Origin of the sequence: Rhodococcus mengyinensis, from assembly GCF_048381435.1 — a bacterium.
Lineage (GTDB): Bacteria > Actinomycetota > Actinomycetes > Mycobacteriales > Mycobacteriaceae > Rhodococcus_F > Rhodococcus_F opacus_D.
Map to the genome: position 1 here is coordinate 107,391 of NZ_JBLWIT010000115.1, position 26,255 is coordinate 133,645.

The 26,255-nt window shown below is 68.7% G+C and carries 26 protein-coding genes and 1 pseudogene; 7 read left to right on the top strand and 20 right to left on the bottom strand.

The genetic code is table 11. The features are described from left to right. The first annotated feature begins 10 nt into the window (after nt 1-10). Entirely contained in the window at nt 11-2,116 is a 2,106-nt protein-coding gene (locus tag ACNJ7E_RS25145) for a PTS fructose transporter subunit IIABC (RefSeq protein ID WP_418341216.1), read from the top strand. A gap of 49 nt (nt 2,117-2,165) precedes the next feature. Further along, complete coding sequence (locus ACNJ7E_RS25150; RefSeq protein ID WP_418341217.1) at nt 2,166-2,423, top strand: HPr family phosphocarrier protein; 258 nt, start codon at nt 2,166-2,168, stop codon at nt 2,421-2,423. Nucleotides 2,424-2,437: 14 nt separating this feature from the next. On the opposite strand, the gene ACNJ7E_RS25155 is transcribed toward ACNJ7E_RS25150, so the two are convergent. From ACNJ7E_RS25155 to ACNJ7E_RS25185, 7 genes are all read right to left on the bottom strand, one after another. Further along, the gene (locus tag ACNJ7E_RS25155) at nt 2,438-3,760 is read right to left on the bottom strand and encodes an alpha/beta hydrolase (protein ID WP_418341239.1); all 1,323 of its coding nucleotides are present in this window, start codon (nt 3,758-3,760) and stop codon (nt 2,438-2,440) included. 68 nt (nt 3,761-3,828) lie between these two features. Beyond that, the gene (locus ACNJ7E_RS25160) at nt 3,829-4,959 is read right to left on the bottom strand and encodes a hypothetical protein (RefSeq protein WP_418341218.1); all 1,131 of its coding nucleotides are present in this window, start codon (nt 4,957-4,959) and stop codon (nt 3,829-3,831) included. Then, entirely contained in the window at nt 4,952-6,406 is a 1,455-nt protein-coding gene (gene hflX / locus ACNJ7E_RS25165) for a GTPase HflX (protein ID WP_283353130.1), read from the bottom strand. The genes ACNJ7E_RS25160 and hflX overlap by 8 nt, the downstream gene beginning before the upstream one ends. A gap of 58 nt (nt 6,407-6,464) precedes the next feature. Then, complete coding sequence (gene dapF / locus ACNJ7E_RS25170; RefSeq protein WP_280783282.1) at nt 6,465-7,334, bottom strand: diaminopimelate epimerase; 870 nt, start codon at nt 7,332-7,334, stop codon at nt 6,465-6,467. A gap of 156 nt (nt 7,335-7,490) precedes the next feature. Further along, entirely contained in the window at nt 7,491-8,342 is an 852-nt protein-coding gene (locus ACNJ7E_RS25175; protein WP_418341219.1) for a TrmH family RNA methyltransferase, read from the bottom strand. Further along, nucleotides 8,339-9,268 carry a tRNA (adenosine(37)-N6)-dimethylallyltransferase MiaA gene (gene miaA, locus ACNJ7E_RS25180; protein WP_418341220.1) on the bottom strand — a complete coding sequence of 310 codons (930 nt, stop codon included), beginning with the start codon at nt 9,266-9,268 and terminating at the stop codon, nt 8,339-8,341. The genes ACNJ7E_RS25175 and miaA overlap by 4 nt, the downstream gene beginning before the upstream one ends. Next, a complete protein-coding gene (locus ACNJ7E_RS25185) occupies nt 9,265-9,981 on the bottom strand; it encodes a class III extradiol dioxygenase subunit B-like domain-containing protein (RefSeq protein WP_283331936.1) in 717 nt (238 codons plus the stop codon). The genes miaA and ACNJ7E_RS25185 overlap by 4 nt, the downstream gene beginning before the upstream one ends. 203 nt (nt 9,982-10,184) lie before the next feature. Between ACNJ7E_RS25185 and ACNJ7E_RS25190 the strand changes: the two genes are divergently transcribed. Continuing rightward, complete coding sequence (locus ACNJ7E_RS25190) at nt 10,185-11,570, top strand: DUF349 domain-containing protein (RefSeq protein WP_283353126.1); 1,386 nt, start codon at nt 10,185-10,187, stop codon at nt 11,568-11,570. Between the two features lie 6 nt (nt 11,571-11,576). Here ACNJ7E_RS25190 and ACNJ7E_RS25195 read toward each other — a convergent pair whose 3' ends face one another. Both ACNJ7E_RS25195 and miaB read right to left on the bottom strand, forming a co-directional pair. Then, nucleotides 11,577-12,197 carry an Rv2732c family membrane protein gene (locus ACNJ7E_RS25195; RefSeq protein ID WP_105414551.1) on the bottom strand — a complete coding sequence of 207 codons (621 nt, stop codon included), beginning with the start codon at nt 12,195-12,197 and terminating at the stop codon, nt 11,577-11,579. Continuing rightward, on the bottom strand, nt 12,194-13,711 hold the full coding sequence (miaB, locus tag ACNJ7E_RS25200; RefSeq protein ID WP_283331938.1) for a tRNA (N6-isopentenyl adenosine(37)-C2)-methylthiotransferase MiaB: 1,518 nt from the start codon (nt 13,709-13,711) through the stop codon (nt 12,194-12,196). Before miaB ends, ACNJ7E_RS25195 begins: the two co-directional genes overlap by 4 nt. A 210-nt stretch (nt 13,712-13,921) precedes the next feature. Between miaB and ACNJ7E_RS25205 the strand changes: the two genes are divergently transcribed. The 4 genes from ACNJ7E_RS25205 (at nt 13,922) to ACNJ7E_RS25220 (ending at nt 17,234) form a co-directional block, all read left to right on the top strand. Beyond that, nucleotides 13,922-14,650: an amino acid ABC transporter ATP-binding protein gene (locus ACNJ7E_RS25205; protein WP_105414634.1), complete on the top strand. Its 729-nt coding sequence runs from the start codon at nt 13,922-13,924 to the stop codon at nt 14,648-14,650. Between the two features lie 81 nt (nt 14,651-14,731). Further along, nucleotides 14,732-15,565 (top strand): glutamate ABC transporter substrate-binding protein, encoded by an 834-nt coding sequence (locus tag ACNJ7E_RS25210; RefSeq protein WP_105414549.1) that lies wholly within the window; start codon nt 14,732-14,734, stop codon nt 15,563-15,565. 92 nt (nt 15,566-15,657) lie between these two features. After that, complete coding sequence (locus ACNJ7E_RS25215; protein ID WP_005261143.1) at nt 15,658-16,338, top strand: amino acid ABC transporter permease; 681 nt, start codon at nt 15,658-15,660, stop codon at nt 16,336-16,338. Continuing rightward, nucleotides 16,335-17,234, top strand: a complete 900-nt coding sequence (locus tag ACNJ7E_RS25220) for an amino acid ABC transporter permease (RefSeq protein WP_009480022.1) — start codon at nt 16,335-16,337, stop codon at nt 17,232-17,234. Before ACNJ7E_RS25215 ends, ACNJ7E_RS25220 begins: the two co-directional genes overlap by 4 nt. A gap of 117 nt (nt 17,235-17,351) precedes the next feature. On the opposite strand, the gene recX is transcribed toward ACNJ7E_RS25220, so the two are convergent. The 11 genes and pseudogenes from recX to ACNJ7E_RS25275 form a co-directional block, all read right to left on the bottom strand. Next, nucleotides 17,352-17,867, bottom strand: a complete 516-nt coding sequence (gene recX, locus ACNJ7E_RS25225) for a recombination regulator RecX (RefSeq protein WP_283353125.1) — start codon at nt 17,865-17,867, stop codon at nt 17,352-17,354. A gap of 9 nt (nt 17,868-17,876) precedes the next feature. Beyond that, a complete protein-coding gene (gene recA, locus ACNJ7E_RS25230) occupies nt 17,877-18,920 on the bottom strand; it encodes a recombinase RecA (protein WP_005240749.1) in 1,044 nt (347 codons plus the stop codon). Nucleotides 18,921-19,065: 145 nt separating this feature from the next. Then, complete coding sequence (locus tag ACNJ7E_RS25235; protein WP_005240748.1) at nt 19,066-19,260, bottom strand: DUF3046 domain-containing protein; 195 nt, start codon at nt 19,258-19,260, stop codon at nt 19,066-19,068. Between the two features lie 33 nt (nt 19,261-19,293). Further along, nucleotides 19,294-20,442, bottom strand: a complete 1,149-nt coding sequence (locus tag ACNJ7E_RS25240; protein WP_418341221.1) for a glycosyltransferase — start codon at nt 20,440-20,442, stop codon at nt 19,294-19,296. Between the two features lie 27 nt (nt 20,443-20,469). Beyond that, nucleotides 20,470-22,014, bottom strand: coding sequence for a glycerol-3-phosphate dehydrogenase/oxidase (locus tag ACNJ7E_RS25245; RefSeq protein ID WP_280783275.1), 1,545 nt, complete (start codon nt 22,012-22,014; stop codon nt 20,470-20,472). Further along, a complete protein-coding gene (locus tag ACNJ7E_RS25250; protein WP_418341222.1) occupies nt 22,011-22,643 on the bottom strand; it encodes a TetR/AcrR family transcriptional regulator in 633 nt (210 codons plus the stop codon). Before ACNJ7E_RS25250 ends, ACNJ7E_RS25245 begins: the two co-directional genes overlap by 4 nt. 270 nt (nt 22,644-22,913) lie before the next feature. Then, nucleotides 22,914-23,630 carry a PIG-L deacetylase family protein gene (locus ACNJ7E_RS25255; RefSeq protein WP_317567496.1) on the bottom strand — a complete coding sequence of 239 codons (717 nt, stop codon included), beginning with the start codon at nt 23,628-23,630 and terminating at the stop codon, nt 22,914-22,916. 16 nt (nt 23,631-23,646) lie between these two features. After that, entirely contained in the window at nt 23,647-23,823 is a 177-nt protein-coding gene (locus tag ACNJ7E_RS25260; RefSeq protein WP_007296377.1) for a hypothetical protein, read from the bottom strand. Nucleotides 23,824-24,021: 198 nt separating this feature from the next. Next, nucleotides 24,022-24,802 (bottom strand): annotated as a pseudogene (gene pspM, locus ACNJ7E_RS25265) (phage shock envelope stress response protein PspM). 69 nt (nt 24,803-24,871) lie between these two features. Further along, entirely contained in the window at nt 24,872-25,699 is an 828-nt protein-coding gene (locus tag ACNJ7E_RS25270) for a PspA/IM30 family protein (RefSeq protein WP_105414541.1), read from the bottom strand. 156 nt (nt 25,700-25,855) lie between these two features. Then, entirely contained in the window at nt 25,856-26,242 is a 387-nt protein-coding gene (locus ACNJ7E_RS25275; protein WP_005240740.1) for a helix-turn-helix domain-containing protein, read from the bottom strand. Nucleotides 26,243-26,255 lie beyond the last annotated feature (13 nt).

Genomic DNA, 26,255 nt, shown 5'->3' on the forward strand with positions numbered 1-26,255 from the left:
AGGAAACACCATGTCTCACTCGACACCCGACCGCGATTCGGGGCCGCAGATCATCAGCGAAGATCTGATCTCCCTGGACACCGACCTCGGAGCCTCCAAGGAGGACGTGATCTCCGCGCTCTCCCGGCGTCTGGCCGACGCCGGTCGCGCCACCGAAGCGGACGCTCTCCGCGACGCCGCACTGGCGCGTGAATCACAGTCGGCTACAGGACTTCCCGGCGGGATCGCGATCCCCCACTGCCGTTCCGAAGCTGTTGTGGCGGCGTCCCTCGGATTCGCCCGGCTCGCCCCGAAGGTCGACTTCGGCGCCCCCGACGGACCCGCAGATCTCGTGTTCCTCATCGCCGCACCCGAAGGTGCGGGCGCGGAGCACATGAAGCTGCTCTCCTCGCTCGCGCGGGCACTGGTGCGTCCCGCCTTCGTCGGCGCCCTGCGTGATGCGAAGACCCCCGCCGAGATCGTCACCCTGGTGAACGACGTCCTGGCACCCGCACCCGCCGCCACACCGGCTGCCGCGTCCCCCGCCACACCGGCTGCCGCTGCGGCAGCCCCCGCGGCAGCTGCCGCGGGGCCGGCTCCGAAGCCCGAACCGGTCACTCCGGAGAAGGAACCCGAGCCCGAGGCACCGAAGCACATCGTCGCGGTCACGGCCTGCCCCACCGGCATCGCCCACACGTACATGGCGGCCGACTCCCTCGTCGCCGCCGGCGAACGCGCGGGCGTCGTCGTCCACGTGGAGACGCAGGGTTCGAGCGGAAGCACACCGCTGGCACCGGGAGTGATCGCGGGCGCGTCCGCCGTCATCTTCGCCACCGATGTCGGGGTGAAGGGCAAGGAACGCTTCGCGGGCAAGCCGGTGGTGGCGTCGGGAGTCAAGCGCGCCATCAACGAGCCCGACACCATGATCACCGAGGCACTGCGCGCGGGCATGAACCCGTCCGCGGCCACCGTGGACGCGGGTAGTGCCGGCAGCGCGGCGGACGAGCCGGCCGGATCGATCGGCTGGGGCACCCACCTGCGTCAGGTGCTGCTCACCGGTGTCAGTTACATGATCCCCTTCGTCGCCGCCGGCGGTCTGCTGATCGCCCTCGGCTTCCTGCTCGGCGGGTACGAGATCTCCGGTCCCGCGGAGGACATCGTCCTCAGCAACTCCCTCGGCCAACTCCCCGACGGTGGCCTGGCGACGTACCTGGGCGCGGTGCTGTTCCAACTGGGTTCGCTGGCGTTCAGCTTCCTCGTGCCCGCTCTGGCCGGTTACATCGCCTTCGCCATCGCCGATCGGCCTGGTCTGGCGCCGGGCTTCACCGCGGGTGCCGTCGCGGTCTTCGTCGGCGCCGGATTCATCGGAGGCCTCGTCGGTGGTCTGATCGCCGGTGTGGTCGCGCTGTGGATCAGCCGGATCCCGGTTCCCCAATGGTTGCGCGGCCTGATGCCGGTGGTGATCATTCCGCTGTTCGCGACCCTGATCGTCGGCGCCCTCATGTTCCTGGTCCTGGGCCGTCCGCTCGCCGCGATCACGTCGGGCCTGACGAACTGGCTCAACGGTCTGTCCGGCAGCTCCGTCATCTTCCTCGGCATCATCCTCGGCCTGATGATGTGCTTCGACCTCGGTGGCCCGGTGAACAAGGCGGCGTACGCGTTCGCGGTGGCCGGCCTCAACGTCAACGATCCCGCCTCGCTGCGGATCATGGCTGCCGTCATGGCTGCGGGCATGGTCCCGCCGCTGGCGATGGCTCTCGCGTCGACCGTCCTGCGTCCCAGCCTGTTCAGCGAGGCGGAACGCGAGAACGGCAAGGCGGCCTGGCTTCTCGGCTCGGCGTTCATCTCCGAAGGTGCCATTCCGTTCGCCGCCGCCGACCCGCTGCGCGTCATTCCCTCGATGATGGCCGGCGGCGCCGTCACCGGCGCCCTGATCATGGCGTTCGACGTCACCCTCAGCGCACCGCACGGCGGAATCTTCGTCTTCTTCGCCATCGGCAACCTGCTGTGGTTCCTGGTGGCGCTAGCCGCCGGTGTCGTCGTCGCCGCACTGTGCGTCGTCGGCGCCAAAGAATTCATCAAGCCCGGCGCGTCCGACGCCGAACTCGACCCCGACGTTGCGACCGTCGCAACGTAAGAGAAACAGATCGCCCCGCATCAACCCCACCGACAGAGGAGAGAGTCCCATGCCCAGCACCACAGTCGCCGTCGGTTCGTCCATCGGCCTGCACGCCCGTCCCGCCGCCGTCATCGCCGAAGCGGTCGCCGCCGCCGGTGTGCCCGTCACGCTGGCCGTGGCGAACGGCGAACCCGTGGACGCCGGCTCCGCACTGCTCATCATGACGCTCGGCGCCACCAAGGGCACCGACGTCACGGTCACCAGCGACGACGCCGACGCCGTCGAGAAGGTGGCCCAGCTGGTGGCGGCCGACCTCGACGCCTGACCGGTATCCGGCCGTCAGCCGGTGACGCCCAGCTGACGGCCGGTCCAGTCCATCTCCCGTTCGAGCGCCGCACCCCAGGTGGCCCCCTCGTGGCCACCGGGGAGCTCGTAGTACCGCACGTGCAGACCGGCCGCCCGCGCGGCAGCGAACATCCGCTGCTGCTGCGGACGGTATTCGTCGTCCGCAGCCCCGGCGACGAACACCCCGGTCAATTCCGGGAACTGCCGCGTCCTCAGCACGTCGACCGGATTGACCGCCGCGAACGCACGCTCGTCGCCGGCGAACGTCGCCGCGACCGTCCCCGCGTGATCGCCCAGCGAGGGCTCGTCCTGACCGAGGAAGTCGAGAAACGTCGGGTAGATCGCCGGATAGTTCACGGCCAGCTGGATCGAACAGGTTCCCCCGTAGGAGAATCCGCCGATCGCCCACTGCGCAGGATCGTGCGACACCTGCAGAGACTTCTCGATCCAGGCGGGGACGTCACGGGCGACGTAGGTGGCGGCGTTCCCCAGTGCCGAATCCAGGCAGAGCGGATTCGCGTCCTGCGACCCCAGTGCGTCGACCACCACGACGACCGGTGCGAGGCCGTCGTGCCGTGCGGCGTACGCATCCACCGTGGACCCCAGGCGTCCGCTGCTGAACCAGTCCTGGGGGCGCCCCGGCTGTCCCGCGATCATGACCATGACGGGGAGCACGGCGCGGGGTGAGGTCAGGTACGCCGGCGGCAGATACAGCACGGCCGGCCGGGCCGGGAATCCGGATTCGGTGCCGGGGATCTCCACTTCCGTCACCACACCGGAGCCGGGTGTGCGCACCGGACGTGTCCACACCGAGTCCGCCGGGGTCCCGGACTGCACGGCGCTCTCGAACCCGGGGACGTCTCCGAACGACACCGGCTCGACGACCGTCGGCGGGGGGTGTCCCACCAGCGAACCGACGGTCGGGAAGACGCCGACCTCCGCGTTGACCTGCCCCACCGCCGCGGCCGCGACCACGGCACCTGCCGCCCCGACCGCCGCGGCGCGGAGGACACCGGGTTTCCGGAGCAGGATGGTGGCTGCGAGTACGAGGGTGCCGACGGCGAGCCAGATCCATGCGTAACCCGCCGGCGGTATCTGATTGGGAAGCGGCCGGTACCTCGCCCACACCGCTCCCCCGATCACCGCGGTCACGGGCACCGCGACCGCGGCGGCGCGGAGGATCGGCGCCCTTGCGGAACGCGACGCCGCGAGCATCACGACGACGCCCACCACCACGGCAACGGTCGATGCGGCCTGGGCGCGACCGTGCTCGAGCGACAGGTGGGCGATACGCGACAACAACTCGTGGGCCTGCACCCCGCCAGTATTCACACCGCGTCGGTCATCGAAAGAATCAGGCTCGCAACATTTCTCGCAAAACAGACCTATCGGGCACGGCGGCGGATCACGAAGCCGGCGACGACCACGAGCACGACCGCGCCGCCGGCGACGCCGATCCCCCACACCGTTCCCGGCGACTGCGCCGACGCCTCGTCGGCGGCTGTCTGCGCGCGGGCCTGCTCCTGCACCCTCGACACCGCCCTGGGCAACGCCTGAATCGGCGGAACGGGCCCCTCCCGCGCCTCGGAGGCGATCAGCAGGTCGCCGTTCTCGGTGAACGCGATCGACTCCCCCTGCGGCTGCTGCGGCACGTGCGCGCGCACCACGGGCCCCGCGGCGAACGCGGCGGCCAGGTCGCCGTCCGGGGCGGAGAACAGGAACACGTCGGAGTAGCTGCGGACGGCGGCCACGGTTCCGTCGGCGGACACGGCGCCGCCGGTGAACATCGTCGAATGCAGGGCCGGCGCCGTGGTGCCGCTCCCGGTGGTGGCGTCGTCGGCGCCGTTCGTCTCCGCGACGTCCAGCGTCCCCACCTTCTCGAGCGGGGTCGGGCCGGGGGTCGCGAGGTCACCCACGACGGCGCCCCCCGCAGGCCGGTACACGTTGCCCGCCCCGAACACTTCCTTCGTGACGATCAGCGGGGTGCCGTCGCGCTGGACGAGAACGGTCTCCGCGTCGTGCGAGCCGTCCGGATACGTCAGCCGATGCAGTTCTCCCGCACCGGTGTCGCGGTCCATCGCGATCAGAGCCACCGTGTCGCGGCGGCGTCCGTTGTCGCCGGTGTCGGCGAGCCACAGCCGGCCGTCGGGGCCGGACGCCATGTCCTCGACGTCGTACGGATCGACCGGCAGCGGAAGCCACCGCTGCACGGCGCAGTTCCCGTCCATCACCGCGACCGCGCGGTCGGAACCGCTGTCACCGACCGCATAGAGCAGTCCCCCGGCCGACACGAGCCCCGACAACTCTTCCAGCGAGGCCTCGTCCGGGGTTCCGGCCGCCGAATCGTCGGGAGTGCAGAGCGGACCGAATTCCGACGCATCGACGGCCGTCTGATCGCGGAAGAACGGCTCGGCCGATCCGGCGCCCGCCGCCGCGAGCGGTGTGCACGCAGCGAGGACTGCAACCGCGACTCGGAGCGACCACCGTGAGCGCGACCACCGTGAACGGTCAGGCACTGCCGTTGTACTGAACCAGTGCCGACGCCAGCGCTTCGGGCACCCGCGCATGGACGCGCGTGCCGTCCTCCTCGTGGGACGAGTCGAGGATCTGTCCGTCCGAGTGGATCCGGGCCATCAGATCTCCCCGGTTGTACGGGAGGAGCACGCTGACCTCGATCTCCGGGCGGATCAGGACGTCGCTGAGATGCTCGCGCAACTCGGCGATGCCTTCCCCGGTCCGGGCGGAGACGAACGACGCACCCGGCAGCAGGCCGCGCAACTGGGTCAACGTGACCGGGTCGGCCGCGTCGATCTTGTTCACCACGATGAGCTCCGGCGGCGCTGCGGCGTCGTTCTCCCGGATCACCTCCGTGATCACCTCGTGGACGGCCCTGATCTGATCCGTGGGCAGCGGATCGGAACCGTCGACGACGTGCAGCAGCAGATCCGCGTCCGTGACTTCCTCCAGCGTCGAGCGGAACGCCTCGATCAGCTGCGTCGGCAGGTGCCGCACGAACCCGACGGTGTCGGTGAGGACGTACTCGCGGCCGTCGTCCAGCGCCGCCCGCCGGGTGGTGGGATCCAGGGTGGCGAACAGCGCGTTCTGCACCAGCACCCCGGACCCGGTCAGCGCGTTGAGCAGGCTCGACTTGCCTGCGTTGGTGTAGCCGACGATCGCGATGGACGGGGTCTCGCTGCGCAGACGCCTGGTGCGTTTGGTGTCGCGGGCGGCCTTCATGCCCTTGATCTCGCGGCGCAGCTTCGCCATCCGCTCCCGGATTCGCCGGCGGTCCGTCTCGATCTTGGTCTCACCGGGACCACGCAGACCCACGCCGCCGTTGCTGCCGGCGCGACCACCCGCCTGCCGGGACATCGATTCACCCCAGCCACGCAGTCGGGGCAGCATGTATTCCATCTGGGCCAGCGCCACCTGCGCTTTGCCCTCCCTGGACGTCGCATGCTGAGCGAAGATGTCGAGGATGAGGGCCGTCCGGTCGATGACCTTGACCTTGACGACCTTCTCCAGCGCGGTCAACTGCGCGGGAGTGAGTTCACCGTCGCAGATGACGGTGTCGGCGCCGGTCGAGAGGACGACCTCACGGAGTTCCTCGGCCTTACCGGAGCCGATGTAGGTGGCAGCGTCGGGTTTGTCCCGCCGCTGGACGAGGCCCTCGAGGACCTCGGACCCGGCGGTCTCGGCCAGCGCCGCGAGCTCGGCCATGCTGGATTCGGCCTGCGCCGCGGTTCCCTGCGTCCAGACACCGACGAGCACCACGCGTTCGAGGCGCAGCTGTCGGTATTCGACCTCGGTGACGTCTGTGAGCTCGGTGGAGAGCCCGGCAACTCGGCGCAGCGCGCTGCGGTCCTCGAGTTGCATCTCGCCGACCGAAGGGCGCCCGTCGTCGTAGGCGAACTCAGTGGAGTCGGAGATCGGCGATTCTTCTGTGCGATGTGTTTTCGTCATACACCCTCATGATCCCACGGAATGTCGAGGGTGTGCACGTGCATTTCGCGCAGGGCGATCAGGCGAGGCCGTTCCACCAGCCGTCGTCGAGGTTCCCGGACGCCACCAGGACGGACGGTCCACGCAACGTCGCCCGGCCGCCGGACACCGCGACAGTGACCTGACCACCGGGAATACGGACGTTCACCTCACCGGAGTCGGCCCCCTCGAAGCGCAGCGCGGCGGTGGCCGCTGCCACCGTGCCGGTGCCGCACGACCGGGTTTCGCCGACCCCGCGCTCGTGCACCCGCATGTCCACGGCACCGGAATCGATGCGGGTGAGGATCTCCACGTTGACGCCGTGCGGGAAGAAGCCGGGATCGAACCCGGGTGCAGCCGTCAGGTCGAGGGCCGACAGGGACGCCGCCGTGAGGTGCGCATCGACACACGCCAGGTGCGGGTTGCCGACGTCGATGCCGATCCCGTTGAACACCTTGCCGTCGATGGTCGCGGCACTGGTTCCCAGATCGCGCACCACACCCATGTCGACGGTGACCTCACCGAAGGCGCCGTCGGCCGAGTGCACGATCACCGGTTTGCCGCCGGCCCGGCTGCCCACCACGAACTCGTCGCGGGACTCGAGCCCCGCCGCCCGGAGGTAGTGGGCGAAGACGCGGACGCCGTTGCCACACATCTCCGCGATCGACCCGTCGGCGTTGCGGTAGTCCATGAACCAGTCGTCCTCCGACGTGCCGTCGGGGAGTTCGGCGAGCACACCGGCGCCGGCCAGCGCACCGGCCTTCGCGACGCGCAGGATTCCGTCGGCGCCGAGCCCGCGCCTGCGATCGCACAACGCCGCCACCCGCGGGGCCGACAGGTCGATGCGGACATCGGGATCCGGGAGGACCACGAAGTCGTTCTCGGTGCCGTGTCCCTTGCTGAAATCCATGCGCACCACTCTAACCAACGGTCGAGCAGGTGCTGTTCATCTGTGCGACCGCGGTGCGGTTCATTTACGCGACCGCGGTGCGGTTCATTTACGCGACCGCGGTGCGGTTCATTTACGCGACCGCGGTGCGGTTCATTTACGCGACCGCGGTGCGGTTCATTTACGCTGCCGGGCGATTTCGTAGAGGGCGACGGCGCCGGCGGAGGGGGCGCCGAGGGAACTCGCGGCGCCTCCGATCGGGATGTTGACCACCGTGTCGCAGGCGTCGCGCCACGCGGCGCTCATCCCGCGGGTCTCGTTGCCGATCACGAGCACGGTGCCGCCGCCGAAGTCGTGGGCGTCGATGGTGACGGAGCCGGTCTCGTCGGTGCCGACGATGTGCAGGTCGGTTCCGGACGCACGCCGGGCGTCGCGGAAGGCGAGGATCTCGTCGACGGACGAGACCGTGACGACGGGCATCGCAAAGAGGGATCCGGTGGAGGCGCGGACACTCCGGGGGTCGAATGGATCTGCGCCGTGGCCGACGACGACGACCGCGTCGGCGCCGAACGCGTTGGCGGAACGGACGAGGGTGCCCAGATTTCCGGGTGAGGCGGGCCGGTCGAACACGACGATCAGGGGGACGGACTGCAGTCGCAGGTCCTTCAGTCGCGGGGTTCGTGTCTTCGCAATGGCGATCAGTTCCGGCGCGGTGGTGGTGGTCTTCTCGCCCAATTCGGCCATCAGTTCGGCACTGACACCGATCTGTTCGACGGACCGGGTCTCGAGCAGTTCCCGCGCCCAGTCGGACAGTGCCGGGCCGTCGATGCGGTGCAGCAGCGATTCGATCGGCCAGTCGTGTTCCAGCGCCAGGTTGAGGGGGCGGACGCCCTGGATCAGGAAGCGTCCCGCCTTCGTTCGTTTGGCGCGGTTGGTGAGGTAGGACTGCCACTGCTGGAAGCGGGCGTTGCGGGTGGTCACCAGCAGGGACGGGGCCGGACGGTTGCGTCCGGACGGTGCGCGGCTCATCGTTCTCCCAGTGTTCGGGTCTCGCCGAGGGTGCGGATCGTGGTGTCCGCGAGGTCGGGGTCGCTTCCGTCGACCCAGTGGATGCGGGTGTCGCGGCGGAACCACGACCGTTGCCTGCGCACGTAGCGCCGGGTGCCGATGAACGTGCGTTCCTGTGCCTCGTCGAGGTCGTATTCGCCGTCGAGCCAGGCGAGGACCTGCGCGTAGCCGATGGCCCGGGGGGCGGTGACGCCCTCGCGCAGTCCCAGGTCTATGAGCCCGCGGACCTCGTCGACGAGCCCGCGTTCGAACATGAGCCGGGTGCGGAGCCGGATCCGGTCGTCGAGTTCGGCGGTGTCCCGGTCGACACCGACGATGTGTGTGCCCCAGCGCGGCTCGCCGATGCGAGGGGCCGACGCCGCGAACGGTTGCCCGGTGATCTCGACGACTTCGAGGGCACGGACCAGGCGTCTGCCGTCGGTGGGGAGGATCGACGCCGCGGCCTCGGGGTCCACCCGGCCGAGTTCGGCGTGGACGGCCGCGACGCCCTTCTCGGCGAGGACTGCTTCCCACCGCGCCCGCACCGACGCATCGGTGGCGGGGAAGCTCCACTCGTCGAGCAGCGACTGGACGTACATCATCGATCCGCCGACGATGACCGGCACGGCGCCGCGCGCGGCGATCGCCTCCACATCACGAACCGCCGCCTGCTGATAGTTCGCGACGGTGGCCGTCTCCGTCACGTCGAGCACGTCGAGTTGGTGGTGCGGGATTCCGCGGCGCTCGGCCGGGGCGAGTTTCGCGGTGCCGATGTCCATGCCCCGGTACAGCTGCATCGCGTCGATGTTGACGATTTCGCCGCCGAGACGTTCGGCCAGGTCCAGTGCGAGATCCGACTTTCCGGTGGCGGTCGGTCCGACGACGGCGATCGGCACGGGTGACGTCACGGACGCCACTCCCCCACGTGGTAGCCGACTCCGTAGGGTGCCGCGCTGTACAGCGTCCGGCAGGATGCGGGCGGCGCGTCGAACACGCCGGCGAGCACCTGCCACGGGACGCGCCCGCCGATGCCGAGGGAATCGCACTCCGCGGGTTCGAGGGCCAGCAGCGCGTCGCGGTCGCCGGTGTCGAGCGCCGCGTCGATCCTGGCCTGCACGCCTTCCGCGCGCGGGTCGAACGCGCCCGGCGCCTTCGCCGTGAGGGTGTTCGCCCCGTCCGCGACGATCACCAGCCCCCGCGGCTCCGGGTCCCGGTCGAGAAGCGTGCGCAGTTCCGCGCCGTACGCGGCGCACTGTTCCGGGGACAGGTCGGCTGAGAGGATCCGCGCGTCGACGACGGCGTCCGGCGCGCACGTCCCCCGAATCCACCCGGCCGTCAGCGCCGCGAGCGGCAGGTCGGGGTCGGGATCGTCTGCCGGACCGGGCCGCAGCGCGACCCGCACGTCCACGCCGTAGCCGCGATAGGTGCCCTGGGCGTCGGCCCGCACCTCCACCGCGGCCGGTGCCGCTCCGACCGCCACCCACTCGGTGGCGAGCGCGGACAACGCCTTCGCCGCCGTCTGGACCGCGTCCCGCAACGGCGCCGTCTCCGCAGCGGCCGCCCCGGTCAGTTCGGGTACCAGTAGCGGTGGGGACGGCACAAGGATTGCGGCGGTGAACACACAGTCACGCTAGTCGACCGTCCGAGGGGACCCGACATCCGATTCGGGTGCTGCCGTCAATCGGTACCAACGCGGACCGTCCGACCTGATTCAATAGTCCACAGGGCCCGTACCGGGTTGAATGGAGCCAGCACCCGCCCCGGGTCGTATGGAGCCAGTATTGCGTTCAGGCAGCCGTGACGCGCGGCAGAGATGAGGAACCGATGACCGACAGCAGCGACGCGAAGCCCGCCGTGGAGCCTGCCGCTCAGCAGCACGACACACCGAAGTCCAGCGTCCCGAAGCCCGGTGCCGCCGCGAAACCGGGCGCGCCCAAGCCCCACCCCACACCGACACACGCCCTCTCCGCCCCCGCCGTCGCCGCCCCCGCCCACAGTGACCCGAGCAAGTTCGGCCGCGTGGACGACGACGGCACCGCCTGGGTGAAGACCGCGGACGGCGAACGACAGATCGGGTCGTGGCAGGCCGGAGACGCGGCGGAGGGTCTGGCGCACTTCGGTCGGCGCTTCGACGATCTGGCAACGGAAGTGGCACTCCTCGAGGCCCGGCTCAGTTCCGGTGCGGGCGACGCGAAGAAGACCAAGGCGGCCGCGCTCGCGCTCGCCGAATCCCTGCCGACCGCCGCGGTGATCGGTGACATCGATTCACTCGCGGCGCGGCTCGACGTCATCATCGCCGGATCCGACGAGGCTGCGGCCCACGCCAAGCACGAGAAGGAACTGTCGCGGCAGGCTCACACCGAACGCAAGGAAGCACTGGCCGCCGAGGCGGAACAGATCGGTGCCGAATCCACGCAGTGGAAGGCCGCCGGCGACCGGTTGCGCGAGATCCTGGACGAGTGGAAGACGATCCGCGGGATCGACCGGAAGGTCGACGACGCCCTGTGGAAGCGGTACTCGAAGGCGCGGGAGGCGTTCAACCGTCGCCGCGGCGCCCATTTCGCCGAACTCGATCGCGAGCGCGCCGCCGCCAAGACCAAGAAGGAAGAGCTCGTCATACGGGCCGAGGCGCTGTCCGACTCCACTGACTGGGGCCCCACGGCCGGAGCTTTCCGTGACCTGCTCGCCGAGTGGAAGGCCGCCGGCCGCGCACCGCGGGAAGCCGACGACAACCTGTGGAAGCGCTTCAAGGGCGCTCAGGACGTGTTCTTCGCCGCCCGCAACGCCGCGTCCTCCGAACGCGACGCCGAGTTCGAGGAGAACGCGGTCGCCAAGGAGGAGTTGCTGAAGAACGCCGGCCACATCGATCCGGCCAAGGACATCGACGCGGCGAGGGCGGCGCTCCGCGACCTGCAGGAGAAGTGGGACGCCATCGGGAAGGTGCCCCGCGAGCGGATGCACGACCTCGAGGGCAAGCTGCGGGCCATCGAGAAGCGTGTCCGCGACGCCGCCGACGAGGAATGGCGCCGCACCGACCCGGAGGCCCTCGCCCGGGCCGCGCAGTTCCGGGAGCGGGTCACGCAGTTCGAGGAACAGGCCGCCAAGGCGACCGCGGCGGGCAAGACGAAGGACGCCGAGAGCGCCCTCGCGCAGGCCAAGCAGTGGCGCGAATGGGCCGAGGCGGCGGAGGGCGCCGTCAGCGGGCAGTAGGTCCGATCAGCCGACGTTCCAGTCGCCGCGTCGCTCCGCTTCGGCGGCAGCGGCGCGGCGTTCCTCTTCCGCGGCCAGTTGCAGGGCGGTCCGGCTCCAGACCACCTTCAACCAGTGGAACGTGAGCACGATGACGGTGAGCCAGCCGATGATCAGGCCGATCCCCGGTCCGGCCGCCTCGACCCCGGGCGCCGGTGTCTGCCGCGACCAGATGGCGAGCATGCCGAACACGATGGACACGGCGGTCCCGGCGAGGGCCACCCACGCGAGGGCCCAGCGGCGGGTGACGAGCGCCAGCATCGACACGACGACCCCGAACACCACCTCGAACCACACGAACAGCCGCGACGGCAGGGCGATCGTCTCCGCGCGGGCGTCGTCCCCGTACACCAGTACCTCCCAGCCGTTGGCGATGCCGGAGTGCGGCAACGTCAGCGAGCCGAGGAGCACGACCACCGCAACCGCGACGACGAGCGCACGCGCGCCGGGATCGATCTCGCCGGCCACCTTCTTCTCGGCGGCGTCGAAATCCTTCAGGTAACTCTCGATCGGCTCGTTCTCGGCGCCCGAACCGTTGTCGCCGGTCCGGTTTCCGTCGTGCCGTTTGTCGTCGAACGGGGAGGTCATGCGTTGCATCCCATCTGGGCGGGTAGTGGTGCGGGCGCACCGATCTGCGGCAGTCCGAGTCCCACGCCGATCGGCGGGGTCTTCGGGGTCACGCCCTTCTCGAAGGAGTCGCCCGCGCGGGTGCGGCGGTGGGTCAGGACCGGGGTGTCGGCGACGAGGTGGTGCGGGGCGGCGGCACTGACGACGACGGTGACGACGTCGCCGGGCCGGACGGTCCCGTCGAGGTTGCCCTCGGGCCGGAAGTGGACGAGCCGGCCGTCGCGGGCGCGCCCGCTCATCCGGGCGGTCTCCGCATTCTTGCGACCCTCCCCGGCGGCGACGAGCAGTTCCACCTCGGCGCCGACGAGCTTCTGGTTCTCCTCGAGGGTGATCTGTTCCTGCAACGCGATGAGACGTTCGTACCGTTCCTGGACGACGACCTTGGGCAGCTGCTCGTCCATCTCCGCGGCCGGGGTGCCCGGCCGCTTGGAGTACTGGAACGTGTAGGCGCTGGTGAAGCGCGCCTGCCGGACGACGTCGAGTGTGTCCTGGAAGTCTTCCTCGGTCTCACCCGGGAAGCCCACGATGATGTCGGTGGTGATGGCCGCGTGCGGCATCGCGGTGCGCACCTTGTCGATGATTCCCAGGAACCGCGACTTCCGGTAGGAGCGGCGCATCGCCTTCAGCACGCGGTCCGAGCCGGACTGCAGCGGCATGTGCAGCTGGGGACACACGTTGGGGGTCTCGGCCATCGCCTCGATGACGTCGTCGGTGAACTCGGCCGGGTGCGGAGACGTGAAGCGCACTCGCTCGAGACCGTCGATCTCTCCGCATGCGCGCAGCAGCGCGGCGAACGCGCCGCGGTCGCGGGGCTGGTCCGGATCCGCGAACGACACGCCGTACGCGTTGACGTTCTGCCCGAGCAGGGTGACCTCGACGACGCCCTCGTTCACCAGAGCCTGCACCTCGGCCAGGATGTCGCCGGGGCGCCGGTCGACCTCCTTGCCGCGCAGCGCGGGCACGATGCAGAACGTGCAGGTGTTGTTGCATCCCACCGAGATGGACACCCAGCCGGCGTACGCCGACTCCCGCTTGGCGGGCAGCGTCGACGGGAATGCCTCCAGCGCGTCGAGGATCTCGACCTCGGCCCGCTGGTTGTGGCGGGCCCGGTCCAGCAACGCGGGGAGCGAACCGATGTTGTGGGTGCCGAACACGACGTCCACCCACGGCGCCTTCTTCACGACGACGTCGCGGTCCTTCTGCGCCAGACACCCGCCGACCGCGATCTGCATGTCGGGGTTCTGTTCCTTCGCAGGCGCGAGGTGGCTCAGGTTGCCGTACAACTTGTTGTCGGCGTTCTCCCGCACCGCGCAGGTGTTGAAGACGACGAGGTCGGGTGCCTGCCCCGCGGCCGCCTTCGTGTAGCCGGCGTCCTCGAGGAGCCCCGACAACCGCTCGGAGTCGTGCACGTTCATCTGGCAGCCGTACGTGCGCACCTCGTAGCTGCGGTGAGGGGTCTGGTCGATCGTGTCCACGTATGCCAGGGTACGGCCCGCGCCAAATCGCCTCGTCGCGGCCGGTGTGCGCCCGGACACACGCCCGAAGCCGGACAGTAAAGTTTCCGTGACATCCCGAGGATTCTCGGAGCAAATGGCAGGTGCTCCCGCTCCCAACACATAGGGTCATCGACTATGACGCAAGCCGACGACGCGACGCCGACACCCTCCACGGGCGCGGCCCCGTCCATGATCTCGATGAAATCGGTGAACAAACACTTCGGCGCCCTCCACGTCCTCCAGGAGATCGACCTCGAAGTCCCTCGCGGACAGGTCGTGATCGTGCTCGGACCGTCCGGCTCGGGTAAGTCGACGCTGTGCCGCACCATCAACCGCCTCGAGCCCATCGACTCCGGTGAGATCGCGGTGGACGGCAAGGTACTTCCGGCCGAGGGCAAGGCTCTGGCGGCGCTGCGCGCCGACGTGGGCATGGTGTTCCAGTCGTTCAACCTGTTCGCCCACAAGACGATCCTCGACAACGTGATGCTCGCACCGGTCAAGGTGCGGAAGAAGAGCGGCGCCGACGCGAAGGCGAAGGCCTACGAACTTCTCGAGCGGGTCGGCATCGCCAACCAGGCGGACAAGTACCCGGCGCAGTTGTCCGGCGGTCAGCAGCAGCGAGTCGCGATCGCACGTGCACTTGCCATGAACCCCAAGGTCATGCTGTTCGACGAGCCGACGTCCGCACTCGACCCGGAAATGGTCAACGAGGTCCTGGACGTCATGACCTCACTGGCCAAAGAAGGCATGACCATGCTCGTGGTGACCCACGAGATGGGCTTCGCCCGCAAGGTCGGCCACCGGGTTCTCTTCATGGCCGACGGCCAGATCGTCGAGGACGCCGAGCCCGCCACGTTCTTCACCGCTCCCAAATCCGAGCGCGCGAAGGACTTTCTCGGCAAGATTCTCAGCCACTGACTCGAAAGGGCGCCGCTGCGGTGCTCTCTCGGTCGACCGTGCTCGACACGCAACACCCGTCATTTCAATTGGAGGAACTCGATGAGGATCAATCGCTCGATTCGCGTGGGAATCGGCGTCATGGCGCTCGCCGTCGTCGCATCTGCCTGTGGCGGAGGTGAAGAGAAGAGCGCCTCCCAGAGCGCGTCGGAGGGCAAGCTCACGGTCGGAATCAAGTACGACCAGCCCGGCCTCGGATTGCGCAACCCCGACGGGTCCTTCAGCGGCTTCGACGTCGAGGTGGCCGAATACGTGGCCGGCAAGCTGGGTGTCGCGCCCGAGAACATCGAGTTCAAGGAGTCCCCGTCGGCTCAGCGCGAGACGCTGATCGAGAACGGTGAGGTCGACTACATCGTCGCCACCTACTCGATCACCGACGCCCGCAAGGAGAAGGTCGACTTCGCCGGGCCGTACTTCATCGCCGGACAGTCGCTCCTGGTGAAGTCCGACAACACCGACATCACCGGCCCCGATTCGCTCAACGGCGGGAAGAAGCTGTGCTCCGTGACCGGGTCCACCCCGGCGCAGAAGGTCAAGGACACGTACGCGCAGGACGTGCAGCTGCAGGAGTTCGACACGTACTCCGCCTGCGTCGAGGCGCTGCGTAACGGTGCGGTCGACGCCGTCACCACCGACGACATCATCCTCGCCGGCTATGCGGCGCAGTACCCGGGCGAGCTGAAGGTGGTCGGCGAGCCGTTCACCGAAGAGCGCTACGGCATCGGACTGGCCAAGGGTGACGACGAGACCCGCGCCAAGATCAACGACGCCATCGACGCGATGATCGCGGACGGCTCGTGGGCGCGCGCGTTCAACGAGACCGTCGGTGCGTCGGGTTACCCGATCCCCGCCCCGCCGACCGTCGATCGGTACTGAGCAACTCACTCATCCGGGTCGGACGACTTCCCATTCGTGGAGTCGTCCGGCCCGGTTCGACACCAACCACCGGTGACCTGGGGAGACGGTAAGTGGACCTACTGAGCAAATACAGCGATCAGCTGATCGACGCATTCTGGACGACGGTGCAACTCACCGCGTTCTCGGCTGTCGGTGCTCTGATACTCGGCACCATCCTCGCGGCGATGCGGGTGTCACCGATCCCGGTCGCGCGTGGCGTCGGCACGGCGTACGTGACGATCTTCCGCAACACTCCCCTGACGCTCATCATCATCTTCTGCTCCTTCGGGCTCTTCCAGACGATGGGCGTCAAGCTCGCCCCCGAGCAGTCGCCGACGTTCTTCGAGGAGAACAACTTCCGGCTCGCCGTGCTCGGCCTCAGCGTCTACACCGCGGCCTTCGTCTGTGAGTCGCTGCGGTCCGGTATCAACACGGTGCACGTCGGCCAGGCGGAGGCGGGCCGGTCACTCGGCCTCACGTTCTCGCAGAATCTGCGGTTGATCGTGTTGCCGCAGGCATTCCGCGCGGTCACCGCCCCACTCGGCAGTGTGCTGATCGCCTTGACCAAGAACACGACGATCGCCTCGGTGATCGGCGTGGCGGAGGCGTCGCTGTTGATGAAGGAAATGATCGAGAACGAGGCCGCCATCTTCGTCGTCGGTGGCATCTTCGCGCTCGGCTTCGTGATCCTGACCCTGCCGATGGGGCTTCTCTTCGGATACCTGAGCAAGCGATTCGAGGTTGCACGATGAGCAATTCCGCCACCGTCCTCTACGACGCACCGGGCCCGAAGGCGAAGAACATCTATCGCCTGATCTCGGTCGTGGTCGCTGTCGCACTGCTGGGAATCGGCTACCTCGTCTACGCTGCGCTCGACGACAAAGGTCAGCTGACAGCGGCGAAATGGGATCCGTTCCTCGAATCGACGTCGTGGACGACGTATCTGATCCCCGGCATCCGCGGCACCCTCGTGGCGGCCGCCGTATCGATCCTGTTAGCACTGATCCTCGGCGCGATCCTCGGCATCGGACGCCTGTCGGACCACCGGCCGGTGCGATGGGTGGCCGGCGGGATCGTCGAATTGTTCCGCGCCATCCCCGTGCTGATCCTGATGATCTTCTCGTACCAGCTGTTCGCCGAGTACGAGGTCTTCAAGTCGAAATACCTTGCACTCGCCGCGGTCATCGTGGGCCTCACGCTGTACAACGGCTCGGTGATCGCCGAAATCGTCAGGGCAGGTATCAACTCGCTCCCCAAGGGGCAGAGCGAGGCCGCCATGGCGCTGGGTATGCGCAAGGGCCAGGTCATGCGGACCATCCTGCTTCCGCAGGCCGTCACGGCGATGCTGCCCGCGATCATCTCGCAGATGGTGGTGGCGTTGAAGGACTCCGCGCTCGGTTACCTCATCGGCTACGTCGAAGTGGTGCGGTCCGGCCAGCAGCTCGGTGCGTTCTACGGCAACTACCTGCCCGCCCTGATCGTGGTGGCGATCATCATGATCATCCTCAACTACACGCTCACCGTGGTGGCGACCAAGGTGGAGAAGCGACTACGGGCCAGCAAGAAGGGCGGAGGCCCCGGGGGGGCCGTTCCCGAGCTTCCGGCGGTGTCGGTTCCGGGTATGGACATCACCGACAAGCGGTTGTGATCTGACGCGGGTGTGACGTGACACTGCGGTCGGACGCGAACTCTGTTCCCGTCCGACCGCAGTGTTGTCGTCTCGTCAGTGTTGTCGACGTCTCGTCAGTGTTGTTGTCGTCTCGGGTCAGGTCTCGTCGAACAGGCCGTCGGTTTCCGCACCGGCACGATCGAGTTGTTCCTTGACCACCTCGAACGCCATGCCCTGGGGAAAACCGCGGCGCGCGAGCATCGACACCAGCCGGCGGACCGCCCGGTCCCGATCGTCCGCGGGCACCGTCCGCAGTTTCTTCGCGACCAGTTCGGTGGCTCGCGCTCGTTCGTCTTCGCTGTCGATCTGAGCGAGCGCCTCGGTGGCGTCTTCCTGACCGATGCCCTTGCGGCGCAGTTCCAGTGCGAGCGCACGTTTCCCCTTGCCGGAGTACGTGTGCCGCGAATGCACCCACTGCTGGGCGAAGTCGGCGTCGTTGACGAGTCCGACCTCGGTGAGGCGATCCAGCACACGCTCAGCGATCTCGGCCGAGTAGCCCTTCTTCGCCAGACGCTCCGATAACTCCGCTCGACTCCGGGCACGGTCCGTCAAGAGACGCAGACACAAATCCTTGGCCTGCGTCTCCGTTCCACCTTCGCCCGTCGGACGCACGGCGGCGCCTTAGAATTCGACCGGGGCGGCGTCATCCGTAGCAGCAGTGACGTCGGCGCCGATTCCGAGCTTTTCCTTGATCTTCTTCTCGATCTCGTCCCGGATGTCGGTGTTCTCCAACAGGAACTTGCGGGCGTTCTCCTTGCCCTGTCCCAGCTGGTCGCCTTCGTAGGTGTACCAGGAGCCCGACTTGCGGATGAACCCGTGTTCGACACCCATGTCGATCAGCGAGCCTTCCTTGCTGATTCCCAGTCCGTAGAGGATGTCGAACTCGGCCTGCTTGAACGGCGGCGCGACCTTGTTCTTGACCACCTTGACGCGGGTACGGTTACCCACCGCGTCGGTGCCGTCCTTCAGGGTCTCGATCCGCCGCACGTCGAGGCGCACCGACGAGTAGAACTTCAATGCCTTACCACCGGTGGTGGTTTCGGGGGAACCGAACATGACGCCGATCTTCTCGCGCAGCTGGTTGATGAAGATCGCGGTGGTGCCGGAATTGCTGAGCGCACCGGTCATCTTACGGAGCGCCTGGCTCATCAGACGGGCCTGCAGACCCACGTGGCTGTCGCCCATCTCACCCTCGATCTCGGCGCGCGGGACCAGAGCGGCCACGGAGTCGACCACGAGGATGTCGAGGGCGCCGGAGCGGATCAGCATGTCTGCGATCTCGAGCGCCTGCTCACCGGTGTCGGGCTGCGACACCAGCAGCGCATCGGTGTCGACGCCGAGCTTCTGGGCGTAGTCGGGGTCGAGCGCGTGCTCGGCGTCGATGAACGCGGCGATGCCGCCCGCCGCCTGGGCGTTGGCGACAGCGTGCAGAGCCACGGTGGTCTTACCCGAGGACTCCGGGCCGTAGATCTCGACGACACGGCCACGGGGCAGCCCGCCGATGCCGAGGGCGACGTCCAGCGCGATGGAGCCGGTCGGGATGACGGCGATGGGCTGACGGACACCTTCGCCCAGGCGCATCACCGAGCCCTTGCCGAAGTTCTTGTCGATCTGCGCCAGCGCGAGGTCGAGCGCCTTGTCTCGATCGTGTGCCTGTGGTGCCATCGTCGTCCCCATTCCTCGAGTCTCATCAGTGATCTGCGGTCAGGTTAGATCCGGGTACCGACAAGAACCGTGACCACCGAACATCTCCAGCATAGGGGAACGTGTGTTCGATATGTGCGGTCGGTCCGTTCGACACGCCGGATTTCTACCGGCGCTGCGGCGGGACGTCGAACTCCACGCAGAGTTCACGCCACACCTCGCGGGGTTCCCGGCCGTCCTCGATGGCTTCGGCGGCGGTCTTGCCCCCGAGACTGAGCAGCACGTGGTCGACGAGTAGTGCGTCGCCGCGCATCTGCCCGAACTCTTCGCGGACGAGTTGGTGAAATTCGGTCAGTCGCACACATCCACGCTAGCCGAACCTCGCGCCGCCCTCTTACCGCAGCGCGTCGCGGCACACCGCCACCGGATCGGCGACGTCCGCGATGCTCCGCGCGGCCCGCCGCGCGGCGTCCGTGTGGGCACCGTTCGAGAGCACCTGTTCGACCGCCGCGCGGAGTGCTTCGGCGCTCGGGGGACGCACCACGACGGCGCTCCCCTGCCGCGCGGCCCGGTTCGCGAGCTCCCACTGATCGCCGCCGCCGGGAACCACCACCGCCGGAACCCCTGCGAGCAGGGCCTTCGCCAGCATTCCGTGTCCGCCACCGCAGACGACGGCCGAGGCCTCGCGCAACATCGCGTCCTGACGGCCGAGACCTGCCCTCGCCCAGGGCGGAACCGTGGCCGGCGATCCGTCCAGTATCGACGCGATCACACGGACACCGGCCCCGTCGAGCCCCGCCAGCGTCGTCTCGAGCATGCCCTCCGCGCCGGTGAACGCGGTCGACGGAGCCACCATGATCAGGGGATCTGTGCCGTCCGGCGCCTCGATCACCTTGTTCGTCGGTTCCCACAGCAGCGGTCCGACCACGTGCGCCTCGGCGGGCCAGTCCGGCCTCGGCACCTCGAGCGCGGGGAGCGTCGCGATCAGCCGGCGCACCGGTCCCGGGTCCTTCGCAGGCAGTCCGACACCGACCCTGGCCTCGGAGCGTTGCCGCACACCCTGCCGGATCGACCGCGCCGTCGCGGTGCGCATGAGCGCGTCACGGAGCCTGCCCCGAATTCCCACGCCCGGAGCCAATCCACTTCCGATGGGCGGCAACCCCTTGGACGCGGCGTACAGCGGATGCGGGGACAGCTCGACCCACGGGATCCCCAGCCGCTCCGCGGCCATACCCCCGCCGGCGGTGAGGATGTCCGAGACGACGAGGTCGGGTCCCATCGCGCGCAGGTCGGGGAGCAACTCGGTGGAGATGTGCGCGGCGCGGGCGTGAATGCGCGCTCCCGCATCGAGGTCGTCGTCCGTCGGGCGGGGCGCGAGACCTTTCAACAACTCGGCAGGCACACCGGCCGCCCGTGCGGACTCGACCCACCGTGAGCCTGTGAACAGGACGGGATCGTCTCCGGCCTCGATGAAAGCGAGGCACAACGCAAGGGCGGGAAAGGCATGTCCGGGATCAGGCCCGGCGACCACGGCGACTCGCACGAACCACAGGGTGTCACACGGTCGGCGTCACCGTTTCTCGAACACTGCTTCGGCGGCACCGCGAGCCCGGGCACGGTCGGCGGGCACGAGTCCGATCCGGGTGCGCCGGTCGAGCAGGTCGTCGACGTCGAGTGCCCCCTCGTGGGTCACCGCGAACTCGAACTCGGCGCGGCTCACGTCGACACCCTCGGCGATCGGCGCCAGCAGTTCGGGGTCGGCGGCGGCGATCAGCGTCGCCTCCGTTCCGTAGCGGGCGAGCAGCGCCGGTGGGACCGAGACCTTCCGCAGCGCTTCGGGTGTCGCGGCACCGACGAGCGGCAGGGCCCGTGTCCGGCACGGGCCCGCGTCCAGTCCTGCCACCTCGACCGCGGCGTCGACGGCATCCTCCGCCATCTTGCGGTAGGTGGTCAGCTTGCCGCCGACCACACTGACGAGACCCGTGTCCGAGCGCAGGATGGCGTGGTTGCGCGAGAGGTCCGCGGTGGATCCGTCCCCGGTGTCGAGGAGCGGTCGCAGTCCGGCGAAGGTCCCCAGGACGTCCGAGCGCTGCAACGGAACCTCGAGCGCGGTGTTGACCGTGTCGAGAAGGAAGTCGATCTCCTGCTCCGACGCCACCGGAACGTCCGGAACAGGTCCCGGCGCGGCCTCGTCGGTCAAGCCGAGGTACACGCGGCCGAGCTGTGCGGGCAGCGCGAAGACGAAGCGATTGGTCTCACCGGGGATCGGAACCGTGAGCGCCGCGGTCGGGTTCCCGAGCCGCTCGGCCGGGAGCACCAGATGCGTGCCGCGACTGGGCCGCAACGTGATCGCGGGATCGATCTCACCCGACCACACGCCCGCCGCGTTGACCACAGCGCGCGCCCTGATCGATTGTTCCGAGCCGGTCAGCTCGTCGCGCAGGGTCGCGGACGTCCCGGTGACGTCGTACGCGCCCGTCCGGGTGAGCACCTTCGCACCGTGGAGCGCGGCGGTGCGCGCGAGGGACACCACGAGTCTGGCGTCGTCGATGAGCTGGCCGTCGTATGCCATCAGGCCGCCGCGCAGGCCTTCCCGCCGCACCGCGGGGGCGAGTTCGACCACCCGGTCGGCCCGGACCGTCCGTGATCGCGGCAGGACCGACGACGGTGTGCGAGCACTTGCACGCAGCAGGTCGCCGGCCAGGAATCCCGTGCGGACGAGGGACTTGCCGAACAGCGTCGTCGAATCGAGGACGGGCACGAGCTGCGGGAGAGCCCGGACGAGGTGGGGGGCGGTGCGGGTCATGAGGATTCCGCGTTCGACCGCGCTCTCGCGGGCGATGCCGACGTTGCCCGATGCCAGGTACCGCAGCCCGCCGTGGGCGAGTTTCGAACTCCACCGGCTGGTCCCGAACGCGAGATCCCGCTTTTCCACGAGCACGACGTCGAGGCCGCGTGACGCCGCGTCGAGCGCGACACCGACGCCGGTCACTCCGCCGCCGATCACCAGCACGTCGACGACGGCACCGTCCGACAGCTGGTCGAGTTCGCGCGTTCTTCGCGTGGCGTTCAGAGCCGACGAGCGGCTCACGGGCGGCGTGTTCGGGTGGTTCACCGGTCTCCTCGATCTGTCGGGTGGGTGTCGGCGGCGTCCGGTGCCAGATAGGCGCCGACAGCGTGCCGGAGTTGCTCCGTGAGGGCGTCGCCGGGAAGTTCCTCGGCCACCATCACGGCCGACTGGACGGCGGACTGCGCGATGAGCAGCACCATCGTGGCGATCTGACGGCTGTCCCCCGCGCGGATCGAGCCCTGGTCCTGACCCGTCGACACCGCGAACGCGACCTGGTCGATGATCGCCCGCTGGCTCGTACCCAGCCGCTCGAGGATGTAGGTGGTGAACAGTTCCTGATCCGAACGCAGGATCTTCACGAACAGCGGATGGTCGCGCACCTCGGTGGACACGTGGACCACGGCGTCGACCAGCTGGCGGTGGACCGATTCCTCAGCGGAGAATTCGGGCATCACGGCAGCGATCTCACGGGTCATGAGATCGGCGACCACGGCCCTGGTGTCCGACCAGCGGCGATAGACGGTCGGCCTGCTGACGCCGGCGCGCCGGGCGACCTCCGCCAGCGTGGTGCGGCGCAGTCCGAAATCGAGGATGCACGAGCGTGCGGCGTCGAGAATGCAGTCCTCGACGCTCGTGGAGGTGTCGTCACGCGGCGAAGAATTACGAATAGACATTGTGTGTAACACCGTAACGCATGAATCCCCCGCCGGCACCGAACCAGCACTCGAAACACACACGCAGGGCGTTCGCTGCCCCACCTCCCCGACGTCGGGGATTCGCGGGGCGCAGGTGCGACCGGGCGGTGAGGCGGCAGGAAGGGCCGACGCGTCGGACAAAGGCCGAGGTAACCACTCACTGATTCGGGAAATTTTATTGTTCCGTCCGAGTCCGATTCCAGACCGGCAGTGCCAGGGGCACCGGCACGATCGTGCTCGCTCGCGGATTCAGCCGAAGTAATAGAGCTCGAATCCCACGGCGCGCTCGGCGGCGAATCCCGGTCGCGGCCCGGTCACCATCTCGACCTGTGCCCTCGCCTGCCGCCCCACCGGTACGTCGCTCAGCGCCTCGAGGTAGCGGACGTGCTCGGCGAGCGAGAGCACCGCCCGATCCACCGTGTGAGTGACGTCCACCGCGTGCGTGGGTGTCATCGTGTTGACGGCGACCCAGCGGACACCGCGCCACGGCGGCAGCCCCGACTCCCCCAGCTCGGGAAAGATCCACTCGTTCGCGGCATCCGCGGTGGCGTCGAGAACGGAACGGCCGAGTGCGCGGTGGTCCGCACTGTTCAGCTGCCCGGGCCCCCAGGTGTCCGCGAAGTTGGCCGTCACCACGAGATCCGGGCGATGACGACGGATCGCCGTCGCGAGATCGCGGCGGAGCGCGAGACTCTCCACGAGAGTGCCGTCGGGGTACCCGAGGAACTCGACGTCGGTCACCCCCACCACGGCCGCGGAACGTCGCTCCTCCGCCTCCCGCAGCGGGCCCGACTCCGTGGGGTGCAGGCCCGCGATCCCCGCCTCCCCGCTGGTGGCGAGCACGTAGCGAATGTCCTTGCCCTGCTCGGTCCAGCGCGCTACAGCCGCCGCAGCGCCGTATTCGATGTCGTCGGGGTGCGCGACGACGACGAGCCCACGATGCCAGTCCTCGGGTACCGGTTCCATGGGTAGAGCATGCCTGTCAGCTCCGCGTGATGTCCGATTTCTCGCCGGATCCGGACATCGCCTTGATCAACAGGTACACGCCGAACACCACGGCGCTGACCACGAGAATCCAGAACAGACCCTTGACGAGGGCACCGACGACCGCCAATGCAATCCAGATCGCCGCGACCGCCAGAACAATCTTCCAGAACATGATTTCCTCCACTCACGTCTCCCCGATCGATTTCTGCGCCCGACATCTGGTCGACCCCACTTATCGGGTACGCACACCAGCGTGGCACGGCGGAGCGGGTAAATCACCAGGTCAGCGTAAAGATCAGGGAAAGATCAGGGTTCTCCCCCACACGATGTCCCGGAAGTCAGAAGTCACCGGTCGGGTCGATCGACGACATCAGCGGTAGCGGCGCACGATGTCGTCGATCTCGCCGAGAGCCGCCGCGAGGCCGGCGAGCTTTTCCGTCGCCGACACCAGTTCAGCACGCTCGTACGCCAGTTCGCCGACGGCACTCGTCGTTCCGGGAACGGCGAGTGCCGTCGGCGGCCGCGGCCACCAGTTCTTCGAACTGGTCGACGCCGTCGTCGAGTTGCGCGGCGGCGGAGGCGATCGCCCGGTCAAGCGGTGCGGCCGCGGCCCGGCTCCCCCGCGCGGCGTCCTCCATGGACGTGATGTCGAGGGCGACCGCCTGGAGGGCTGCGGCCGCCGAGCGGGCCGTGGAATGGGTGTCCTCGATGTCCTCGCCGCTGATGCTCCCGGACCGGGACAGCACGCCGAGGATGCCGTGCAGTGCCCGTTCGCTGTGCACGAGTCGCTCCATCGGTTCCCGGGCGGCCGAGGACGGCCCCGGAAGCACCCGACGGGCAGGCAGGCCCGGTGGCAACGTCACGGCGTCGAGCTTGCGGTAACGGCTGACTGCCAGCACCGCGGGGACCGCGAACACGACTGCGCCGCCACCAGCCATCAGCATCGACCACTCCGGTGCCGCCATCAGGGCGAGACCCGCGGCGCCGGTGGCCGAGGATCCGGACACGATGCCGTAGCGCTTCGCGCGGCGCCGGGCGCGCCGCTTCTTCCGCAGCAGCCGTTCCCGGGGGTCACGCCACCTCTGCGCCGCGTCCGCGACGGACTCACCGGCGTCGCGCAGCGCGCCCTGGATCCCCGCGAGCCCGGACACGACAGTGGCCGACCGGACTGCGCGTCCAGGTCGGCCACGTCGGGTGGAACTCATGCGAATACTGTTCGGCTACTGTGCGGCGCCGGTCTGGCCCGCTGCCGGCGGCTGCTTGTCGAGGTTCGGGCTGGCGGGGGTCGCCGGAGCGTTGGCGGCACCGCCGGACGGCAGGGCGTCGCCCTTCATCGAGGCCCGGATCTGCTCGAGCCTGCTGTGTCCGGCCATCTGGATGCTCGCCTGCTGGACTTCCATCATGCGGCCCGATACCGAGTTCTGTGCCAGCTCCGCGGAACCGAGGGCGTCGGCGTAGCGGCGCTCGATCTTGTCGCGCACGGCGTCGAGGCTGGGCGTGTTGCCCGGAGCCGAGAGGGTGCTGTCCATCGAGCGCAGCGACTCGCTGACGCGTTCCTGCATCTTGGCCTGCTCCAGCTGGCTGAGCAGCTTGGTGCGCTCCGCGACCTTGGCCTGCAAAGCCATCGCGTTCTGCTCCACGGCCTTCTTCGCCTGTGCGGCGGCCTGCAGGGACTGGTCGTGCAGCGCCTTCAGGTCCTCGACCCCCTGCTCGGCGGTGACGAGCTGGGCGGCGAACGCCTCGGCGGCGTTGGTGTACTGGATGGCCTTCTCGGTGTCGCCCGCGGTCTGGGCCTGGTCGGCCAGGTTGACGGCCTGACGGGCGTTGGCGTTGAGCTTCTCCACCTCGTCGAGCTGGCGGCTGAGCTTCATCTCGAGCTGGCGCTGGTTGCCGATGACAGACGCGGCCTGCTGCGACAGAGCCTGGTGCTGACGCTGCGCATCCTCGATCGCCTGCTGAATCTGAACCTTGGGGTCAGCCTTCTCATCGATCTTGGAATTGAAGAGCGCCATCAGGTACTTCCATCCCTTGACGAAAGGATTAGCCATGGGTTGATCCTGCCTCCATCTGTTGCGCCGCGCGATGCGCGACCCGATACGCGACCGTCACGCACCGGAACAAGGGCTGCGCCCCGACTGCCTGTCTGACCAACCGCCCACGAGATCGGCGGTCAACTGAAATCTATCGGTTCGGCACGGGTGTTGCTACGCGGCGGCCAGCGCCTGCGCGGGCGCGGGGATGACCACCCGGGTGTCGCGGGCGATGGTCGTCGAACCCGGTCGTGCGCTCGCGGCGGGAGCCTCGGCGGGCGCGGATTCGACCGCATGCCGCTCGGTGTCCGCACGCTTGGCCGAAGAACCGTCGGACAGCGATTCGCTGACGTCGACGAGCACATCGGAGAGTGGAACCTCCAGCGCGTCGCAGATCGCGGCCAGGAGCTCACTCGAGGCTTCCTTGCGCCCTCGTTCGACCTCGGACAAGTACCCGAGGCTCACACGAGCACTGTTGGAGACCTCACGCAGGGTCCGGCTCTGCGAAACGCGCGTACGCCGAAGACTGTCACCGATTGCCTCACGCAATAGCAGCGCCATCTCGCTCCTCCTT

Excerpts from the sequence above, each read along its gene's own strand:
- recA (WP_005240749.1), bottom strand. The coding sequence starts at position 18,920 with ATGGCACCACAGGCACACGATCGAGACAAGGCGCTCGACCTCGCGCTG.
- ACNJ7E_RS25220 (WP_009480022.1), top strand. The coding sequence starts at position 16,335 with ATGAGCAATTCCGCCACCGTCCTCTACGACGCACCGGGCCCGAAGGCG.
- ACNJ7E_RS25210 (WP_105414549.1), top strand. The coding sequence starts at position 14,732 with ATGAGGATCAATCGCTCGATTCGCGTGGGAATCGGCGTCATGGCGCTC.
- ACNJ7E_RS25190 (WP_283353126.1), top strand. The coding sequence starts at position 10,185 with ATGACCGACAGCAGCGACGCGAAGCCCGCCGTGGAGCCTGCCGCTCAG.
- ACNJ7E_RS25145 (WP_418341216.1), top strand. The coding sequence starts at position 11 with ATGTCTCACTCGACACCCGACCGCGATTCGGGGCCGCAGATCATCAGC.
- ACNJ7E_RS25150 (WP_418341217.1), top strand. The coding sequence starts at position 2,166 with ATGCCCAGCACCACAGTCGCCGTCGGTTCGTCCATCGGCCTGCACGCC.
- ACNJ7E_RS25175 (WP_418341219.1), bottom strand. The coding sequence starts at position 8,342 with ATGAGCCGCGCACCGTCCGGACGCAACCGTCCGGCCCCGTCCCTGCTG.
- ACNJ7E_RS25255 (WP_317567496.1), bottom strand. The coding sequence starts at position 23,630 with ATGGAACCGGTACCCGAGGACTGGCATCGTGGGCTCGTCGTCGTCGCG.
- ACNJ7E_RS25275 (WP_005240740.1), bottom strand. The coding sequence starts at position 26,242 with ATGGCGCTGCTATTGCGTGAGGCAATCGGTGACAGTCTTCGGCGTACG.
- ACNJ7E_RS25250 (WP_418341222.1), bottom strand. The coding sequence starts at position 22,643 with ATGTCTATTCGTAATTCTTCGCCGCGTGACGACACCTCCACGAGCGTC.
- ACNJ7E_RS25270 (WP_105414541.1), bottom strand. The coding sequence starts at position 25,699 with ATGGCTAATCCTTTCGTCAAGGGATGGAAGTACCTGATGGCGCTCTTC.
- ACNJ7E_RS25205 (WP_105414634.1), top strand. The coding sequence starts at position 13,922 with ATGATCTCGATGAAATCGGTGAACAAACACTTCGGCGCCCTCCACGTC.
- ACNJ7E_RS25260 (WP_007296377.1), bottom strand. The coding sequence starts at position 23,823 with ATGTTCTGGAAGATTGTTCTGGCGGTCGCGGCGATCTGGATTGCATTG.
- ACNJ7E_RS25195 (WP_105414551.1), bottom strand. The coding sequence starts at position 12,197 with ATGACCTCCCCGTTCGACGACAAACGGCACGACGGAAACCGGACCGGC.
- dapF (WP_280783282.1), bottom strand. The coding sequence starts at position 7,334 with ATGGATTTCAGCAAGGGACACGGCACCGAGAACGACTTCGTGGTCCTC.
- hflX (WP_283353130.1), bottom strand. The coding sequence starts at position 6,406 with ATGACGAAAACACATCGCACAGAAGAATCGCCGATCTCCGACTCCACT.